This window comes from Nocardia africana NBRC 100379 (genome assembly GCF_001612635.1).
Taxonomy (GTDB): domain Bacteria; phylum Actinomycetota; class Actinomycetes; order Mycobacteriales; family Mycobacteriaceae; genus Nocardia; species Nocardia africana.
In genome coordinates this window covers 137118-155285 of the sequence record NZ_BDAV01000004.1, presented here as the reverse complement: position 1 = coordinate 155285, position 18168 = coordinate 137118, and the positions used below count along the sequence as shown (strand labels likewise).

Sequence of the window (18168 nt, the reverse complement as noted above, 5' to 3'; positions counted from 1 at the left end):
CGTATGCGCGAAGATCAGATCGAGAGCGCTACGGCGCCCCTGCGGGACGATATTCGGTTTCTCGGCGCGATCCTGGGCGAGACCATCCGCGACCACGAAGGCCCCGAGGTGTTCGACCTCGTGGAGCGGGTGCGGGTCGAGGCCTTCCGGGTACGGCGGTCGGAAGTGGAACGCAGCGCGGTCGCGGAGATGCTGCGCGATACCGAGCTGCCGGTGGCGATCCCCCTGATCCGGGCGTTCAGCCATTTCCTGCTGCTGGCCAACCTCGCCGAGGATCTGCAGCGTGACCGCCGCCGCGCGGTCCACGTCGCCGCCGGCGAGGCACCTCAGGAATCCAGCCTGGCCGCGACCTATCGGGCCCTCGACCATGCCCGCGTCGACGGCGCGGTCGCCGCGGAGGTACTCGACGACGCGCTGGTCTCGCCGGTGATCACCGCCCACCCCACCGAGACGCGCCGTCGCACGGTCTTCGACGTCCAGGCCCGCATCACCGAACTGATGCGGCAGCGGGCGCGGTATCGCGAGGACGAGCCCGAGTACGCCGCGATCGACCACGACATCCGCCGCCAGATCCTCACGCTGTGGCGCACCGCGCTGATCCGCCTCGCGCGGCTGCGGATCTCCGACGAGATCGAGGTCGGACTGCGCTACTACGACCTCACCTTGCTCGAGGTGATTCCGCGGATCAACGCCGAGGTCCGCGAGGCGCTGCGGGCGCGGTGGCCCGGATACGATCTGCTCGCCCGGCCGATCCTGCGGCCCGGTTCCTGGATCGGCGGCGACCGCGACGGCAACCCGAACGTGACGGGCGAGGTGGTGGAACGCGCTACCCGACGGGCTGCCACGGTGATCTTCGGCCACTATCTGAAAGAGCTCGTCGCCCTGGAGAAGTCGCTGTCGCAGTCGATCCGGCTGGTCGCGATCACTCCGGAACTGTCCCGGCTGGCCGATGCCGCGGGTGACGATTCACCGCAGCGCGCCGACGAACCGTACCGTCGCGCGATCCGCGGCATTCGGCTTCGGGTGGCCGCGACCGCGCAGCGCGCGCTCGGTTCGGCGGCCGAATTCCCCTCGGTGCTCGAACTGCCCGGTGAGCAGCTCGACCGCGCCGCTCCGTACGAGGGCCCGGCGCAGCTCCTGGACGATCTGAACACCATCGACGCCTCCATGCGCGAATCGGGGGACGGCCTGCTGGCCGATGACCGCCTGGCCGCGCTGCGCGGCGCGGTGGAGACGTTCGGATTCCACCTGCAGGGCTTGGACATGCGCCAGAACTCGGAGGTGCACGAGCAGGTCGTGGCCGAGCTGCTGGCCTGGTCGGGTGTGCACGCGGATTACCGCAGCCTCTCCGAACCGGAGCGAATCGAGCTGCTGGCACACGAATTGAGTACGCGCCGCCCGCTGCTGGGCCCGCACGCCCGGCTCAGCGAACTCGCCACCAAGGAACTCGGGGTGGTTCGCGCGGCCCGCGCCGCGATCGACGCGCTCGGGCCCGATACCGTGCCCAACTACATCATCAGTATGTGCACCTCGGTGAGCGACATGCTCGAGGCGGCGCTGCTGTTGAAGGAGGCCGGAATTCTCGATCCCGGCGACGATCAGACCCCACCTCACTCCCCGGTCGGCGTGGTTCCGCTGTTCGAGACGATCGACGATCTGCGCGGTGGCGCGGCGACGTTGGCCGCGGCACTGGAGGTTCCGGCCTACCGCCGGCTGGTCGCCGCCCGCGCGATGGCGCAGGAGGTGATGCTCGGCTATTCCGACTCCAACAAGGACGGCGGATACCTGGCGGCGAACTGGGCGCTGTACCGCGCCGAACTCGATCTGGTCGAAACCGCCCGCAAGACCGGAATCCGGTTGCGGCTGTTCCACGGCCGGGGCGGGACCGTCGGCCGCGGCGGCGGCCGCAGCTACGACGCGATCCTCGCCCAACCGGCGGGCGCGGTGCGCGGTTCGCTGCGCCTGACCGAACAGGGCGAGGTGATCTCCACCAAATACGCCGAATCCGGTTCGGCCCACCGCAATCTGGAGTCTCTGGTCGCGGGCACGCTGGAATCGTCGCTGCTGGATGTCGAGGGTCTGGGGTCCGGCGCCGAGGCGGCCTACGAAGTGTTCGAGGAGCTCGCGGACGCGGCGCGCGAGGCCTATGCGCGACTGGTGCATCGGACGCCCGGCTTCGTCGACTACTTCCGGGCTTCCACGCCCATCGCGGAGGTCGCCGACCTCAATCTCGGCAGCCGGCCCGCGTCGCGCAAACCCACCAATTCGGTATCGGATCTACGGGCCATTCCCTGGGTGATGGCGTGGAGCCAGTCGCGGGTCATGCTGCCGGGCTGGTACGGCACCGGCTCCGCCATCCAGGAGTGGGCCGGTACGGATTCCGATCGTTGGCAGACCCTGCGCGACCTGTATCGGCGGTGGCCGTTCTTCCGCACCGTGATGTCCAACCTGGCGCAGGTGATGGCCAAGGCGGATATGGATATCGCCGCCAGCTACGCCGAGCTGGTCGAGGATACGACATTGCGCACCACCATCTTCGGCATGATCCGCGAGGAATTCGACCGCACGGTGCAGGTGCACGCGGCGATCACCGGCAGCGATCAGTTGCTCTCGGACAATCCGGCGCTGGCCGAATCCATTCGCAATCGCTTCCCGTATCTGGAACCGCTGAACCAGATGCAGGTGGATTTGCTGCGGCGCAGGCGTGCGGGAGACGAATCGGAATTGGTCGAGCGCGGCATCCTGCTCACCATGAACGGCCTGGCCACCGCCCTGCGCAATTCGGGATAATCACCCGATTCGCCGAGGCGGCAAGGGGATTCGCGACAGGGATGGGCGACGGATCGATACAGCACGCCGGCCGACGGATGTGCCCCGGAGGGGGAAGGGCACACCGGCGTCGGCCGGCGCAGCGGAGGTGACCACGCTATCCGGTCACCGGGATGGTGCTGGGCCGGATTCCGGGCGGCCCAGCGTCTGTGTGACCTAGCTGGCGTAGGCGCGCAGGCGGTCCGCCCGCTCACCCTTGCGGAGCTTGGCCATGACTTCGCGCTCGATCTGGCGCACGCGCTCACGCGAGAGACCGAACAGTTTGCCGATCTGGTCGAGGGTGCGCGGCTGGCCGTCGTCGAGGCCGAAACGCAGCCGGATGACCTGCTGTTCGCGCTCGTCCAGGGTGGCCAGCACGCTGCGCACGTCGCGGTGCATGAGCCCGGCGATGACGGCGCTCTCGGCGGAGGTCGCTTCCGAATCCTCGATGAAGTCGCCCAGCGGGGCTTCCTCGTCGTTGCCGACCGGCATGTCCAGGCTCACCGGGTCGCGGCTGTGGTCGAGCAGATCGGCGATCTTCTCCACCGGAATACCCGACTCGGCCGACAGCTCCTCGTCACTGGCCTCGCGGCCGAGCTGCTGATGCAGTTCCCGCTTGATCCGGGCCAGCTTGTTGACCTGTTCCACCAGATGCACGGGGAGGCGGATGGTGCGGCTCTGATCGGCCATACCGCGGGTGATGGCCTGACGGATCCACCAGGTGGCGTAGGTGGAGAACTTGAAACCCTTGGCGTAGTCGAACTTCTCCATCGCACGGATCAGGCCCAGGTTGCCTTCCTGGATCAGATCCAGCAGCGGCATACCGCGGCCGGTGTAGCGCTTGGCCAGCGATACGACCAGGCGGAGGTTGGCCTCCAGCAGATGCTGACGGGCGGCCTGGCCGTCGCGGACCAGGATCGCCAGATCCCGCTTGCGGGTCGCCGAGAGCCGCTTGCCGGTCTCCAACAGGTGTTGGGCATAGAGGCCCGCCTCGATGCGCTTGGCCAATTCGACCTCGTCGGCGGCCGTGAGCAGCGCGGTCTTACCGATCCCGTTCAGGTACACACGTACCAGGTCGGCTGCGGGGCTCTGGGCGTCGAGGTCCGAATCGATGGCGCGCACTCCAGTGGTGGCGGGGCTTGTCATGACTTGCCTCCTGTCGGTGGTGTCTCACTCCGAACAACGGACCCGACACTGGGAAAGTTCCCCGCCTTGGCGCCGATAAACCGTGCTGAGCTGCGGCTTTCACATCCTCCGTCTGAGAAGTTCTTAAGAAGGGAACTCCGCGGACACGGGGGAGGGCCTGACGTCGGTTGCGGTCGCGTCGAGTTCTTCCGGTGTGATCAGTCCGTGCCGGACCAGTCCGGTGACCGCCGACAACGCCTCGGCTCGGAATTGCGGTGTGGCGGTGTCGCCGGTGTGGCCGATTGCGAGCAATTCGACCAGTTCTTCCAACGGCAGTCCGCCGGGCCGCATTCCCGCGAGCAGCGCCGCCAGCGTGTCGTCGATCTCGTGCTGCCAGCGGGGCCCGTCACCGCGATGCAGCCGGACCACGCGCTCCTGCCAGCCCTCGGCGCCCGGCAGCAGTACGCGTTCGAGCGCGGTGGCGGCATCCACGGTGAACCGCGCCCGCCAGGCGACGTCGTTGTCCGCCAGGACCGTCCGCAGCCACGCCGAGCGGCGGAAGTAGGCCGGTGCCTCCGCGCCGAGTGGGTCGTCGAAACCGTGGGTGAGATCCTCGGCGAGCACTTCGGTGGCCCCGTCGATCGCGCGCAGGTAGACGAAGCCGAAGCCGATGCCTTGCACCTCCGCCGCATCGAAGGCGGCCAGCCACTGGGCGGCCCGTCGCTGGGCCTCGGGATCGCGCGGATCGAGGCCGGCATCGCGCAGCCACGTGCCGACATACAGTGCCGGGTCGGCCACATCGCGTTGCACGATCCACGCGTCGACCCCGTGGTCGGGCAGCCAGCTCGCCACCCGGGCCCGCCAGTCCGCGCCGCCGGTGTGCACCCAGGAGGCGAGCATCGCCGCGGTACCGCCCGGGTTCAGCAGGCCGGGCGCCTGGGAGACGACCAGTTCGCTGGCGCCGTCGAGGGCCAGGCCCGAATCGCGGTAGGTGTGCTCGATCCGCGCCGGGCCGACCACGAACGGCGGATTGGCCACTACCTGATCGAAGCGGCGCCCGGCCACCGGCTCGAACCACGACCCCTCGACGAACTCGATGTCGAGGTCGTTGAGCGCGGCGGTCGCCTCGGCCAGCCACAGCGCCCGGCTACTGACGTCGGTGCCGGTCACCGTCTTCGCATAGCCCGCTGCGTGCACCGCCTGCACACCGCAGCCGGTGCCGAGATCCAGGACGGATCCGACGGGTTCGGTCGGCGTCGCGCGCAGCAGTGACAGCGACGCCTGGCCCACGCCCAGCACGTGATCGGCGCTGAGCGTGCGGCGCCGCATCGAATCGTCGAGATCCGACAGCACCCAGCGGGTGCCCGAACCCAGATCCAGGGGCCGCAGGTCCAGGGCGGCGCGGATCGAGTCGCCGTCGCGCTCGAGCAGACCCGCGGCGACGGCCCGGTCGAGGTCGAGCGGCGCGAAGGCCGCGGCCACCTCCCGTTCGGGCAGGGCGTCACCGAGCAGCAGCAGCCGGATCAGCGTGCCGAGCTCACCGGCGTCGCGTGCGGCCCGTCGCACCGGTACCGGTTCGGAGCGTCCCAGGGCGGCGTGGGCGTCGTCGCCGATGGCCTCCAGCACGGTGTCGGCGTCGTAGCGGACCCGGGTCAGCGCGGCGCGCAGTGCGGGTGCGAGGGCGGTCAGCAGAGAGGCGGTGGTCCGGTCGGCAGGCACACGAGAACTCTGCCACCTGGTCCGGGGTGCCGTGTTCGCCGGGTCGGGGCAGGTCGTCGGCGTCGTTCAGCCGTCGATGGAACGATGCTGTCCCGATTCGAGCGCTTTCGCCGCACGGCGCTCGTCCCAGCGGCTGGGCTCGTCCTTGCTGCGCGGCGGCCGGTCGTTCGCGATGAGTACGGCGATCCAGGGCAGCGGGATGGAGACGCCGATGATGGCCAGCGAGATCAGCGCATTGCTCCACAGGCCGTACGCGGCCGCCGCCAGCACCAGGCAGGGAATGCGGAAACCCATCAGGATCATGTAGCGCTTCACGCGGTCGTGGTGCTGCTGGTCCAGTGAGGGCGCGGCCTCGGTGATCAACACCGGATGCTTGTCCTCACCGGGGAAATATCCGGTCGAGGCCCGCGTGGGACGGGGAATCGAACCGGGTGGCCGACGCTCGAACGTCGCGCCCGAAGGCTGCGGATCGTCGGCCGGCATCGAGACGTCCGGGCCCTCGGCGGTGTTGGCGGAGCCGGTGGCTTCGCCCGCGCGTGTGTCGCCCTGCTCCGAACCGACCCGTCCCGGGCCCGACGTCCGGGACTCGGGCGGTAGGTCGGAGGAGTCGCCGTCACGCTGCATACGTCGAGTCTTCCACTCCGCATGATCGAATGCACACGCGCCGTCCGGGGCGCAAGCACCGCCGGGCCCCGGGTGTTCGATGAGGTTCGCGACACCCGCTCACCACCCTCGCGCGGCGATGGCAGAATCGATGAGGTGAGCACCGACACCCTGGTTCGTCCGGATACGACCACCGACGAGACGACCGACAGCGATACTCCCAAATACTTCCACTACGTGAAGAAGGACAAGATCGCCGAAAGTGCTGTCATGGGCACCCATGTGGTGGCGCTGTGCGGCGAAGTGTTCCCGGTGACGCGCTCGGCCAAGCCCGGCTCGCCGGTCTGCCCGGACTGCAAACGCATCTACGAAATGATGAAGAAGGACTGACCGGAATCATCTGTCAGGCCCGCTCGTCGCCGGTTATCCGGCGGGACGGATGCGGCCGGGATCGATGACGGACGGCGGGCGGGGGTCGGCGCGCCGGACCGAATCACTGGCGGGGTCGCCGGGCGCAGCGGTCGACGTCGGGTCCTCCGAATGGTGCGGCGTCGCGGTTCGCGGGTCCTCGGGCTGAGTCCGCGGCGGCTCCGCGGGAGGTTCCGCGTCGGTCCCTGCCGTCTCGTCCTCGTCGCCGCGGCCGTCGTGCGGGTGTTTGCGCCGGGCCCACCACTGCTTGAGCTGTTCGAACCGGGTCGCCCGGGCCGGCCAGAACTCCTGCACGGTGGCGTTGAACTCCGCGCCCAGAATCACCGCGAAGGCCAGGAAGAACGTGAAGAGCAGGAAGGCGATCGGCGTCGCCAGCGCCCCGTAGCTGACGCCGGCGCGCGCCGCGTAGGTCAGATAGCGGCGCAGGATGTCGCTGGCCGCCATGAAGAAGACCCCGGCCACCAGCGCCCCGCCGAAGAGCCGATGCCACGGCAGCGACCGGTGCAGCGCAAGCTTGTACAACGTGGTCAGACCCACAATCAGCAGCAGTCCGGCCGCCGGATAGTAGAAGGTGTCGATCAGGCGCAGCCCCGGTTCTCGCCAGTCCGGCGGCAGCGCGCGGCCGATCAGGGTCGGGCCCAACGCGACGAGCGGCAGCACGAACACGGCCGCCACCAGGAACAGCAGATACAACCCGAGCGCGAAGATGCGCTGCCAGACCGGATGGCGGGCGTCGGCTTGCCCGTGCGCGGCGACGATGGAATCGACGAAGGTCGCCATCGCCGAGGACCCCGCCCACAGCGACAGCACGAACCCCACGGAGACCACCGCACCGCGACCGCGCTGCAGCACGTCGCGCACGGTCGGCGCGATCATCTCGTCGACGACGTTGGTGCTGAACAGGTTGCGGCTGAAGCTGACGATCTTGCCCTCGACGATGTGGGCGGTATCGGGGCCGAACAGGCCGCCGACGTAACCGATACTGCCCAGCAGTCCGAGCAGCAGCGGCGCCAGCGACAGCGTCTGCCAGAACGCGGCGGCGGCCGATTTGGCGAAGATCGAATCGCTCCACGCCTTCTCGGCGACTCGCGTGATCACCTGCCAGAGGCGCCGGAGTACGGCCACGACTCGGCCGCGCAGCCGCTGCCAGGATCGCGCTGCGCCGGAGGTCGAGGCCGGTCGGTCGGAACACATCGTGAGTACAGCATTGCCCACCGGTGACGCGACGGCAGCAACGGGCGGCGAACGTGTCGTCAGTGTTCTGCCGCACAGGCCCGCGCTGATCTACGAGGTGAGCCGGGCCGCCGCCGGATTCGTGACAGACGAGGTGGTGTCGAATTGGCTAGGTGTCGGTGCCGGTCGCTACTCTCTGTCGAGTGACTTCGGGTGGTGGCGGTTCGTTACGAGCATGGCAGCGCAGAGCACTCACCAGATATCTGACGACCAAACCACGTGACTTTCTGGCCGTGGCCACGCCCGGGGCGGGTAAGACCACGTTCGCGCTGCGGCTGGCGACCGAACTGCTCACCGACCGCACAGTCGACCAGGTCACCGTGGTCGCGCCTACCGAACACCTCAAGCATCAGTGGTCGGCGGCGGCGGCCCGGATCGGCATCCAGCTGGATTCGAACTTCTCCAACAGCACCGGCGGCACCTCGGGCGATTTCCACGGCGTCGTGGTCACCTACGCCCAGGTCGCCTCGCATCCGTTCAAGCACCGGGTGCGGACCGAGAATCGCCGGACTCTGGTGATTCTCGACGAGATCCACCACGCGGGTGACGCCAAGAGCTGGGGTGATGCGGTGGCCGAGGCGTTCGGCGACGCCACCCGCCGCCTGGCGCTCACCGGTACTCCCTTCCGCAGTGACGATTCGCAGATTCCGTTCGTCAACTACGAACCGGACGAATCCGGATTTCCGCGGTCGAGTGCCGACTACACCTACGGCTACTCCGAGGCCCTGGCCGACGGCGTGGTCCGGCCGGTGGTCTTCCTCGCCTATTCCGGTGAGGCGCAGTGGCGTGACAGCGCGGGCGAGGAGTATTCCGCCCGGCTGGGCGAACCGCTGAGCGCCGAACAGACCGCCCGGGCCTGGCGCACCGCGCTGGACCCGGCCGGCGACTGGATGTCGAAGGTGCTGACCGCCGCCGACACCCGGCTGCGGCAGCTGCGCGCCACCGGCATGCCCGACGCCGGTGGGCTGGTCATCGCGACCGATCAGGAGAAGGCCCGCGATTACGCCGAACTGCTGGAACATATTTCGGGCAGCAAACCGGCGGTGGTCCTTTCCGACGACCCCACTTCCTCCCAGCGGATCGGGGAGTTCAGCAACAACACCGACCCGTGGATGGTCGCCGTGCGCATGGTGTCCGAAGGTGTGGACGTGCCGCGCCTGGCCGTCGGCGTCTATGCCACCAGCGCCTCGACCCCGCTGTATTTCGCCCAGGCCATCGGCCGTTTCGTGCGTGCGCGCCGGCCCGGGGAGACCGCGAGCGTCTTCCTGCCGTCGGTGCCGGTGCTGCTGGATCTGGCTGCGCAGCTCGAGGTGCAGCGCGACCACGTCATCGGCAAGCCGCATCGGGAGAAGAACGCCCTCGACGACGAGCTGCTGATCGATGCGAACAAGCAGAAGGACGAGCCGGGCGAGGAGGAACGCGCCTTCGTCGCGCTGGCGGCCGACGCCGAACTGGATCAGGTGATCTACGACGGCGACTCGTTCGGGACCGCGACCTTCTCCGGTAGCGACGAGGAGGCCGACTACCTCGGCATTCCGGGCCTACTGGACGCCGATCAGATGCGGGCCCTGCTGCGCGACCGCCAGACCCGCCAGATCCGCGAACGCAGCGCCGCCGTCTCGGTGGCGGAGGCGCCCGACGCCGGGCCCTCGGCGGCGGCCGCGGCCGAACGCGTCGCGACCGCCGACCGGCTGGGGGAGTTGCGGCGCGAACTCAATTCGCTGGTCGCCATGCATCATCACCGCACCGGTAAGCCGCACGGGGTGATCCACGGCGAGCTCCGGCGTGAATGCGGCGGGCCGCCGACGGCGCTGGCGACCGCCGATCAGCTGTCCCAGCGCATCGCGGCGCTGCGGCGCATGTAGCCGTACTCGCGACGCCGCCGCCAAAAGTCCTGGGCCGCAGGCTATTCGGGGGCCGGGCCAGTCGCGTCAGCCCTGGTCGGCGGGCGTGGATTCCGGCCACGCCCGCAGTGCCCGGTCGATGGTCCGGCCGAGCCGGTGCAGGTCCATCCCGTCCCCCGCTTGTACCGACAGCCCGAACAGCACGGCGGTGTAGAAGTCGGCGAGACCCTCGGAATCGGTGTCGGCCGGTAGATCGCCGTCGTGGATGCCGCGCTCGAGTCGCTGCCGCACGGCTTCGGTGGTGTGGCGGCGGCGCTCGGCGAGCAGATCGCGGACGGCGCTGTGGCGGGGCCCGGCCGTATTGCCCGCGACGACCACCAGACATCCGCGCGGCGTGGCGGGGTCGCAGTAGGCGGCCGCGTTGTCGCGCAGCATCGCCTCGACGGCCGCGCGGGCGGTCGGCGCGGTGTCGAGCGCGCGGGCGGTGTACCCGCCTTCGGTGCGGCCGTACAGTTCGACGGCCTCGCGGAACAGTTGCTCCTTGCATCCGAAGGCGGCGTACAGGCTGGGGGAATTGATCCCCATCGCCGACGTCAGGTCGCTCATCGCGGCGCCCTCGTAGCCGTGTTCCCAGAACACTTCCATGGCGCGCCGCAGCGCGATGTCGCGATCGAATCCGCGCGGTCGTCCGCGTTCGGCCATCGAATCCTCTTTCTGTGTCGATCACTAAATATATCTCTTGACGGACCGCCGGCCGACCTGCTTGTCTATTTCTGTATTGATCGACACAGAATTGGAGTGCAGATGAGCGAGTCGACCACCGTGGCCCTCGTGACCGGAGGTAGCCGGGGCATCGGCGCCGCGATCGCGCGGCGCCTGGCCGCCGACGGCATGGACGTGGCGCTGACGTACCGCGGCGCGGCCGAGGCGGCCGAGGAGGTGGCCGCCGATATCCGGGCGCTCGGGCGGCGCGCGATCGCGGTGCGAGCCGACAGTGCCGATGCCGGGCAGGTCGCCGCGGCGGTCCATCACACCGCCGCGGAACTGGGCGGAGTCGACGTCCTGGTCAACAACGCGGGCATCTTCCCGGCCAAGCCGTTCACCGATTTCACCGTCGCCGACATCGACGAGGCGCTGCACATCCACGCCCGGGCCGCGTTCGTCGCGGCGCAGGCCGCCCTGGCGTACATGGAACGCGGCGGGCGCATCATCAGCATCGGCTCGAACCTGTCCGAGCGCGCGTTGTTCGAGGGGCTGACGCTCTACAACCTCAGCAAATCCGCGCTCAACGGATTCACCCGAGCCCTCGCGCGGGAGCTGGGCCCGCGCGGGATCACGGTCAACCTGGTCCAGCCGGGCTCGACCGACACCGATATGAATCCGGCCGCGTCGGCCCACGCCGAGAACCAGCTACGGCATTCGGCGCTCGGCCGCTTCGGTGAGGCCGACGACGTCGCGGGGGTCGTAGCCTTCCTCGCCGGTCCGTCGGGCGCCCGGCTGACCGGTGCGACCCTCACTGTCGACGGCGGCACCAACGCCTGAATCCCGTCGTGCGGGCCGGACTGTGCGGGCCCGCACGACGGCGGCCGCCCCAGTCGGGCGGCAGCGGCGCTCGCCTAACCGGTGCAGGAGCGTCGGCGCACCTGCTCACCCGCCGGTACGCCGGTGAAAAACGTTGCGGGGTCCAGGGAATCGAGCGGCGTCCACCGCGCGGGCGGGGCGTCCGCCGTGCTCTCCTCGGCGCCCCCGGACCGGTAGCCCTGCAGATCCAATGACAGCCAGGGGTTCTCGTCCACCGCTCGGGCGAGGGCGTAGCAGGTGGCCAGCAGGTGCAGGCAGCGTGGGGTGCGGGCCGAACACGAGCAGTCGGTCGCATCGAGTCGCGGTATCGGGGCCAGGCCGGCGGCGGTGAGGGCGGCGTACACCTCATCGGTGAGCTGGACCAGGTGCGCGGGAATGTGCTCGGCCATGGCGTTCACCGCGGATGCCGGTAGTGGGGCGATCTCCAGCAGGGTCACCGATGCCTGTCCGCCGCGGTGGATGTGCGCCGAGACCGTGGTGCCGTCGATCTTCAGGTTCACGCCGCCGTTGCGGGCGATACTGCGTGCGCGGGGCAGCAGCGGCTCGGGGCGTGCCGTCCGGATCGGCTCCGCCAGCCGCACCCATCCCATACCCCACGGCGTGTAACCGAATTCGTTGTCGGGCATGTCAATTGCCTCGCTTCCGGCGCAACACGGCCAGGAGGTGGTCGTCGTCCAACCGGGCCAGCCGGGCCACCGCCGACCGTCCGTCGCCGGCGCCGAGTCCGGCCAGCGCGGATTTCCGATCGTGCATGCCGGCGATATGTTCCTCGACGGTGGTGGCGCTGGTGAGGGTCGTGATCGTGACCGTGCGGGTCTGCCCGATGCGGTGTGCGCGGTCCGAGGCCTGCGCCTCGACCGCGGGATTCCACCAGCGGTCGTAGTGCACCACGTCCGCGGCGCGGGTCAGGGTCAGGCCGGTTCCGGCGGCCCGCAGGCTCAAAATCAGGATCGGCGGTCCGCCGGTGCTCTGGAAAGCGGTGACGATCGCACCGCGGTCGCGCTGCGACAGACCGCCGTGGAAGACCGGCGCCTCGACTCCGAAGCGCTCGGCGCAGTGGCGTGCCAGTAACTCCCCGGTGCGCCGGTATTGGGTGAAAACCAATGTCGGGCAATCCAGTTCGAGGTTGTTGGCGAGGATATCGGAGCAGACGTCGAATTTTCCGCTGCGCCCGGTGAGCTCGTCGAGATCGCCGGTGATCAGCCCGGGGTGGTTGCAGACCTGCTTCAGGCTGGTCAGCGCGGCGAGCACGCGCGCGTTGCGTTCGGCGCCCACACCGAATCCGTCGGTCTCGGCGCGGTCGAGCAACTCGTCGTAGAGGCGCCGTTGTTCCGCGGTCAGATCGCAGACCAGATCGGTGCGGATCTTCGGTGGCAAGGTCGCGGCCACCTGAATTTTCCGCCGGGCCAGCACGATCGGCTCGATGGTGTCGTGCAGGCGCTGCGCGGCCGCGGTGGAACCCTCCTCGATGGGACGCACGTAGCGCCGCCGGAACTGCGCCTTGTGCGTGAACGCCGAGGGGGTGACCAGATTGAGCAACGCCCACAGTTCGTCGAGATGGTTCTCCACGGGCGTACCGGTCAAGGCGACCCGCGCCCGCGCCGGCACGGCGCGCGCCGCCCGCGACACCTGCGTGCGGGGATTCTTCAGCACTTGTGCCTCGTCGAATATCGCGGTGGCCCAGTCGATGTCGGCCAGTGCAGGTCCGTGGCCGCGCAGCGTCGGATATCCGGTGACGAGCACCGCATCGGGCCCTGGCGCGACGAGTTCCCCACCCCGCCAGGCGATCGGGCGCAGGCCGGGCGCGAAGCGGGTGATCTCGTGAACCCAGTTGCCGACCAGCGAGGTCGGGCAGACCACCAGCTGCGGGCCGGACGCGGCGCGTCCGAGCAGAAAGCCGATGGCCTGCACGGTCTTTCCCAGTCCCATCTCGTCGGCGAGCACCGCGCCGCCGTATTCGGCGGTGGTCCGGTGCAGCCAGGAGATGCCGCGCGCCTGATAGGGCCGCAATCGCGCGCGCAGCGGTTCGCGCAACGTCCGCACGATGTCCTCGGTCTCGCGGTAGGCCCGCACCGCTCGGTCGGCGGAGACGATCGCGGTGGCCGCGGCATTGGGGACGGCGTGGGCGGCGGCGGGCAACAGCTCCGGCCCGCCCGCCTCTCGCGCGACACGCTGCCAGGCCGACAGTGACGAACCGGCGCGGCCCACCTCGACCGCGGCGAGTTGATCGGCGTCGACCACGGCGCAGGTGACCTCGCTCACTCCGATCGCGGTGCCGCCGGGCTCCGGCACGGCGAGCCGGACGGTGTCGCGCACACCGGACGGCGGGGCGTCGATCATCGGGTCGTCCCGATGCCACAGGGCGAACGTATGGCGGTCGGGCAGATAGGTGGCGTGTGTGGTGTGCAGAGGACCCTCGCTTATCTACGTATAGTGTACGGAGTATTATAACCCCGTACAGTGTAATGAGATTCCCTGAGGAGTGTTGTGGCCCAGAAATCCGCCTCCGACCGGGCGCGACAGGTGATCGCCCTGCTGTGGCGCCGCGAACTCCCGGCCCGCCCCGGGTTACGCGGGCCGAAGCAGACGGTCGAGGTGGACGAGGTGATCCGCACCGCGGTCCGGATCGCCGACCGCGACGGCTACGGTGCGGTGTCCATCCGTGCGGTGGCCACGGCACTCGGGCTGGGGCCGATGAGCCTTTACACCTACGTCCCGGACAAGCAGGCGCTGATCATCGCGATGGTCGACAGGGTGGCCGACGAGGACGCGCCGATCGATCCGGCCGCGCCCCTGCGTGAGCGTCTGGCGGCCATCGCGCGCGGCGTGCGCGCGGAACTGCTCGCCCACCCGTGGCTCCTGGAGGTGCCGCCGTGGCGGCTGGATCTGGGGCCGGGGCGGCTACGACGCTACGAACGGCAGTTGAGTGCGCTGGACGGATCGGGGCTGTCCGATGTCGACATGGACCGGACCATCGCCGTGCTGTCCGATTTCGCGACCGGCAATGCTCGCACGGCGGTCGCGGCCCGGCGTGGCGCCGACGAGATGAGCGATGCGCGCTGGTGGGAGGCGTACGGGCCGCTGCTCGCCGAGGCGATGGCGGGGCAGTCGTTTCCCCTCGCGGAGCGGGTGGGCACCGCGGTGGGGGAGCAGTATCAGGCCCCCGGAGATCCCGACGGCGCCTTCGAGTACGGACTGGCCCGCCTGCTGGACGGACTCGTACCCCTGTGAGCGGAGACACGAAAAAGGGCGGCCCGAAGGCCGCCCTTGGCTGACAGGGGACGTGAGGAGCCGGCCTACAGTGCCGGTGCGGACTCGGTATCGATGACTGCCTCCAGTTCGCGCAGGCGCTCCATGTGCTCGTTCGCGTGGTGCTGGCAGAAGAGCAACTCGCCACCGGCGGGAAGTGTCGCGCGCACGCGCGCGGCCGCACCGCAGCGGTCGCAACGATCGACCGCAGTCAGTGGGGTGCTTGTCAGTGTTCCTGGCATGACTCCTCCGTCCTGGCTCCCGGCGCAGAAAGCCGTTCGCCTGGTGTGGGGCCCGCGGTCCCTTCCGCGGGCTCGCTACCGCTACTTCCCAGCAGTGGCTGATGACTACTCTGTCAGACGTTCGGGACGGGGGCTTTGTTCCCGAAGATGTTTGTATGTGTTTTCCCTAACATGACCAGGTATTTCGCTGTGGGCGAACACCATGGCCATCCTTGGGAACCTCGGTTCACCACCTGTGGTTCAACACTTCGGAAAAAGGCCGATCCAGTTGTCTGTTCGCAGATTACCCGCGCCCACCGACAATCAACCGCTCAATCAAAACGTCCGCTTCGTTCTGTTCGGCGGGTCGCGCGCGCCACGCTGGGTATGGTGCAGCCGTGACTGCCGACAACGTTGCCCCCGCCGCCGCGAATACCGAAAACACCAACGGGCGCATGCTGGTTCATCTCTGTACGCCCGCGGAGTGGGAGCAGGCGCAGCGAATCGGCGAACGTGTGGCACCCTCGCTCGAGTCCGAGGGGTTCCTGCATCTGTCCGCGCCGCACCAGGTGCATCTGCCGGCGAACCGGTTGTTCGCCGGGCGCGACGATATGATGCTGCTCTGGATCGACGTCACCTGCCTGAGCGCGCCGCTGCGCTGGGAGCCGGGCGTCGCCGGCGATCCGGGCTCGATGCGCTTTCCACACCTCTACGGCCCGCTTCCCGTCACGGCGGTGGTGGGCACCAGTTACTATGCTCCTGATGAAAAAGGGACATTTCCGGCACTCACCGCGGACCCGGATCAGTGGCCGGCCTCTCGAAGTGCTTGATCTAGGCTGGATTTCGTGAACGTCGATGTGACACAGCTGCCCGGAATCGGCGTCCGAAAGGACTTCGAGGCGCGATCCGGGCGCCGGATCGGAGTTGTCGCGCATCGTGACGGTGGTATCGATCTCATCGTCTCCAAACACGACGACCCCGACGACTGCGCCGCGCAGGTGCCACTGACCGTCGATGAAGCGGCCGTACTCGCCAATCTGCTCGGCGCGCCGCAGCTGGTGGAGAAGCTCAAAGACGATCATCGCGATCTGCCGGGCATCACCACCCGCCAGCTCCCGATCGGTGACGAATCCCCGTATTCGGGGCGTGCACTCGGCGACACCCGCCTGCGCACCCGCACCAAGGCGTCGATCGTCGCCGTGATGCGGGCCGGGCAGATCTATCCCTCGCCCGGTCCGGACTTCGTGCTCGTGGCGGGCGACCTGCTGGTCGTGGTCGGAACCCCGCAGGGCCTCGACGAGGCGCTCGAGATTCTGACCGGCGGGTGAGCCGGTGGAGTCGACCGCACTAGCCCTGTTCGAGCTCGGAGCGGTCCTGTTCGCCCTCGGTGTCCTGGGGCGCGTCGCAGGGCGTTTCGGCATGTCCCCGATCCCGCTCTACCTCCTCGGCGGCCTGGCCTTCGGCGACGGCGGTGTGCTGACCGTGAAGGCCGCCACCGAATTCGGCCATCTCGCAGGCGAAATCGGCGTCGTGCTGCTGCTGTTGCTGCTGGGCCTGGAATACACTGCGCCGGAACTGATGTCGGGCATGCGCAAATCCTGGCCGGCCGGTCTGCTCGACATCGCGCTGAACGCCACGCCCGGCGCGGTGGTGGCGTTGCTGCTCGGCTGGGGACCGACCGGCGCGATCACCCTGGCCGGCGTCACCTATATCTCGTCCTCCGGTATCGCCGCGAAGGTGCTCAACGACCTCGGACGGCTCGGTAACCGGGAGACGCCGGTCGTGCTGTCGGTTCTGGTGTTCGAGGATCTGGCGATGGCGGTCTACCTGCCGATCCTGACCACCATCCTGGCCGGGGTCGGCTGGCTGGCCGGACTGCGGTCATTGGCGCTCGCTCTGCTCGTGATCGCGATCGTGCTGGTCATCGCGCTGCGCTACGGGCGCTTCGTGTCCTCGATCGTGGACAGCAAGGATCGTGAGGTTTTCCTGCTGCAGTTGCTGGGGGCGGCGCTGCTGGTCGCCGGCATCGCCTCGGGGCTCAACGTCTCGGCCGCGGTCGGCGCGTTCCTGCTGGGCATCGCGATCTCGGGATCGACCGCGCAGAGCGCCGCGAAACTGCTGGAACCGCTGCGGGATCTGTTCGCCGCCATCTTCTTCGTCGCCTTCGGCCTCAACACCGATCCGCAGAAGATCCCCCAGGTCCTCGGCTGGGCGGTGTTGCTGGCCGTGATCACCACGCTGACCAAGATCGCAACCGGCTGGTTCGCGGCCAAGCGGCAAGGCATCGGCCGCCTAGGTCGTGCGCGCGCCGGCGCCGCGTTGGTGGCCCGCGGAGAATTCTCGATCGTCATTGCGGGACTTGCCGTTTCGGTCGGCGCGGTACCGGGCAAACTGGCCGCGCTGGCCTCGGCCTACGTGTTGCTGATGGCGATCCTCGGACCGGTCGCGGCGCGGGTGGTCGAACCCGTGGTGCGCTCACTGCAGCGTCGGCTCGCTCCGGCCGTCGGCTGAGGGGCCGTTCTCGCTCACCAGGGCGGGCGCGGGATGGTCGATCGGCCGCGGCGCGGTGTCGCCCGGTGCGCGGCCGGCGCTGGCGGCGCGCTGGTCGCGGATCCGTTCGAGCCGTCGCGACAACGCCACCGCGATCGCCGCGACCACGAAGCCGATGCACAGCGCCGTCAGATGGCCGTAGTCGGTGAAGGTGCGCCCGTGCCAGGCGGCGAAGCCGAACCAGGCCAGCAGCCCGGCCGCCCACACGGTTCGGGGCGTGCCGCGCAGATGGAAGCTCAGCGCGGCCAGCACCGCGGTGGAACCGTAGGAGGACCCCACATCGGAGGCCACCGCGATGCGCAGCGGAATCAGCTGGTGGTGCACCGCGAAGGCGACGCCGGTGACGACGATCATCGAGGCGCCGACGTGGCCGCAGGCGAAGACCATGATCCAGCGCAAGGTCCCCAGCCAGCGCTCGGCGAAGGCCATCACCGTCAGGAAGCCGAGGATGATCGACCACGGAAATCCGCCGTCGGTCCAGAACGCCGAGGCGACCAGCACCTGCACCGGCTCACGGCGCATGTTGTGCAGATTCGTCGAGGCGGACAGGATCAGCCGATGCCCGGCGAAATCGCTGATCCCGCGCAGCGTCCACCACGTGACGAACAGTGTGAACGCGTAGGCGCAGGAGGCGGGCGCACCGGCCAGGTGGTCGTGGACCGCCTTGCCGGCCCGGTAGATCCGATCCGGGCCGTGCCACCAGTCCAGCAGTTGCCGTCGACCGGTGTCGAGGTCGAGGACCCGGGTCCACGGGGACCGGGAGTGATTCAATGCGGAGGACGCCACGTATGCCAGTGTCGCCCGCG

Annotated in this window: 17 protein-coding genes; 8 read left to right on the top strand and 9 right to left on the bottom strand. The window is 69.2% G+C overall.

Features of this window, described 5'->3' with window-relative positions; genetic code table 11:
• Window positions 1-3 precede the first annotated feature (3 nt).
• Entirely contained in the window at window positions 4-2790 is a 2787-nt protein-coding gene (ppc, locus tag NA3_RS04655) for a phosphoenolpyruvate carboxylase (protein WP_128145360.1), read from the top strand.
• Between the two features lie 195 nt (window positions 2791-2985).
• Here ppc and NA3_RS04650 read toward each other — a convergent pair whose 3' ends face one another.
• The 3 genes from NA3_RS04650 to NA3_RS04640 form a co-directional block, all read right to left on the bottom strand.
• On the bottom strand, window positions 2986-3954 hold the full coding sequence (locus tag NA3_RS04650) for a sigma-70 family RNA polymerase sigma factor (protein ID WP_030517242.1): 969 nt from the start codon (window positions 3952-3954) through the stop codon (window positions 2986-2988).
• A gap of 123 nt (window positions 3955-4077) precedes the next feature.
• Complete coding sequence (locus tag NA3_RS04645; protein ID WP_084491157.1) at window positions 4078-5652, bottom strand: DUF7782 domain-containing protein; 1575 nt, start codon at window positions 5650-5652, stop codon at window positions 4078-4080.
• Between the two features lie 66 nt (window positions 5653-5718).
• Entirely contained in the window at window positions 5719-6135 is a 417-nt protein-coding gene (locus NA3_RS04640; RefSeq protein ID WP_084491208.1) for a DUF3099 domain-containing protein, read from the bottom strand.
• Between the two features lie 276 nt (window positions 6136-6411).
• On the opposite strand from NA3_RS04640, the gene NA3_RS04635 reads away from it, so the two are divergent.
• A complete protein-coding gene (locus tag NA3_RS04635) occupies window positions 6412-6645 on the top strand; it encodes a DUF3039 domain-containing protein (protein ID WP_062962406.1) in 234 nt (77 codons plus the stop codon).
• 33 nt (window positions 6646-6678) lie between these two features.
• Here the strand turns inward: NA3_RS04635 and NA3_RS04630 are convergent, their stop codons facing one another.
• The gene (locus NA3_RS04630) at window positions 6679-7878 is read right to left on the bottom strand and encodes a YihY/virulence factor BrkB family protein (protein WP_084491154.1); all 1200 of its coding nucleotides are present in this window, start codon (window positions 7876-7878) and stop codon (window positions 6679-6681) included.
• Window positions 7879-8060: 182 nt separating this feature from the next.
• On the opposite strand from NA3_RS04630, the gene NA3_RS04625 reads away from it, so the two are divergent.
• Window positions 8061-9782: a DEAD/DEAH box helicase gene (locus NA3_RS04625; RefSeq protein WP_227995034.1), complete on the top strand. Its 1722-nt coding sequence runs from the start codon at window positions 8061-8063 to the stop codon at window positions 9780-9782.
• 66 nt (window positions 9783-9848) lie between these two features.
• Here NA3_RS04625 and NA3_RS04620 read toward each other — a convergent pair whose 3' ends face one another.
• The gene (locus NA3_RS04620) at window positions 9849-10463 is read right to left on the bottom strand and encodes a TetR/AcrR family transcriptional regulator (RefSeq protein ID WP_062962313.1); all 615 of its coding nucleotides are present in this window, start codon (window positions 10461-10463) and stop codon (window positions 9849-9851) included.
• A gap of 102 nt (window positions 10464-10565) precedes the next feature.
• Here NA3_RS04620 and NA3_RS04615 point away from each other — a divergent pair, with 102 nt between their 5' ends.
• Window positions 10566-11303, top strand: a complete 738-nt coding sequence (locus tag NA3_RS04615) for an SDR family oxidoreductase (protein WP_062962312.1) — start codon at window positions 10566-10568, stop codon at window positions 11301-11303.
• A 74-nt stretch (window positions 11304-11377) separates the two neighbouring features.
• On the opposite strand, the gene NA3_RS04610 is transcribed toward NA3_RS04615, so the two are convergent.
• Together NA3_RS04610 and NA3_RS04605 are read right to left on the bottom strand one after the other, a co-directional pair.
• Window positions 11378-11968: an SWIM zinc finger family protein gene (locus NA3_RS04610; protein WP_062962311.1), complete on the bottom strand. Its 591-nt coding sequence runs from the start codon at window positions 11966-11968 to the stop codon at window positions 11378-11380.
• 1 nt (window position 11969) lies between these two features.
• On the bottom strand, window positions 11970-13682 hold the full coding sequence (locus tag NA3_RS04605) for a DEAD/DEAH box helicase (RefSeq protein ID WP_062962310.1): 1713 nt from the start codon (window positions 13680-13682) through the stop codon (window positions 11970-11972).
• A gap of 147 nt (window positions 13683-13829) precedes the next feature.
• Between NA3_RS04605 and NA3_RS04600 the strand changes: the two genes are divergently transcribed.
• On the top strand, window positions 13830-14573 hold the full coding sequence (locus NA3_RS04600; protein WP_084491150.1) for a TetR/AcrR family transcriptional regulator: 744 nt from the start codon (window positions 13830-13832) through the stop codon (window positions 14571-14573).
• 65 nt (window positions 14574-14638) lie between these two features.
• Here NA3_RS04600 and NA3_RS04595 read toward each other — a convergent pair whose 3' ends face one another.
• On the bottom strand, window positions 14639-14833 hold the full coding sequence (locus tag NA3_RS04595; RefSeq protein ID WP_030517230.1) for a DUF7455 domain-containing protein: 195 nt from the start codon (window positions 14831-14833) through the stop codon (window positions 14639-14641).
• A 434-nt stretch (window positions 14834-15267) separates the two neighbouring features.
• Between NA3_RS04595 and NA3_RS04590 the strand changes: the two genes are divergently transcribed.
• The 3 genes from NA3_RS04590 to NA3_RS04580 are packed head-to-tail and all read left to right on the top strand — an operon-like array spanning window position 15268 to window position 17323.
• Entirely contained in the window at window positions 15268-15642 is a 375-nt protein-coding gene (locus NA3_RS04590; RefSeq protein WP_062962403.1) for a DUF952 domain-containing protein, read from the top strand.
• Between the two features lie 15 nt (window positions 15643-15657).
• Entirely contained in the window at window positions 15658-16140 is a 483-nt protein-coding gene (locus tag NA3_RS04585) for a cation:proton antiporter regulatory subunit (RefSeq protein WP_062962309.1), read from the top strand.
• A 4-nt stretch (window positions 16141-16144) separates the two neighbouring features.
• On the top strand, window positions 16145-17323 hold the full coding sequence (locus tag NA3_RS04580) for a cation:proton antiporter (protein ID WP_062962308.1): 1179 nt from the start codon (window positions 16145-16147) through the stop codon (window positions 17321-17323).
• Here NA3_RS04580 and NA3_RS04575 read toward each other — a convergent pair.
• On the bottom strand, window positions 17288-18148 hold the full coding sequence (locus tag NA3_RS04575; RefSeq protein WP_063917289.1) for a rhomboid-like protein: 861 nt from the start codon (window positions 18146-18148) through the stop codon (window positions 17288-17290). The two genes, NA3_RS04580 and NA3_RS04575, sit on opposite strands and share 36 nt — an antisense overlap.
• Window positions 18149-18168 lie beyond the last annotated feature (20 nt).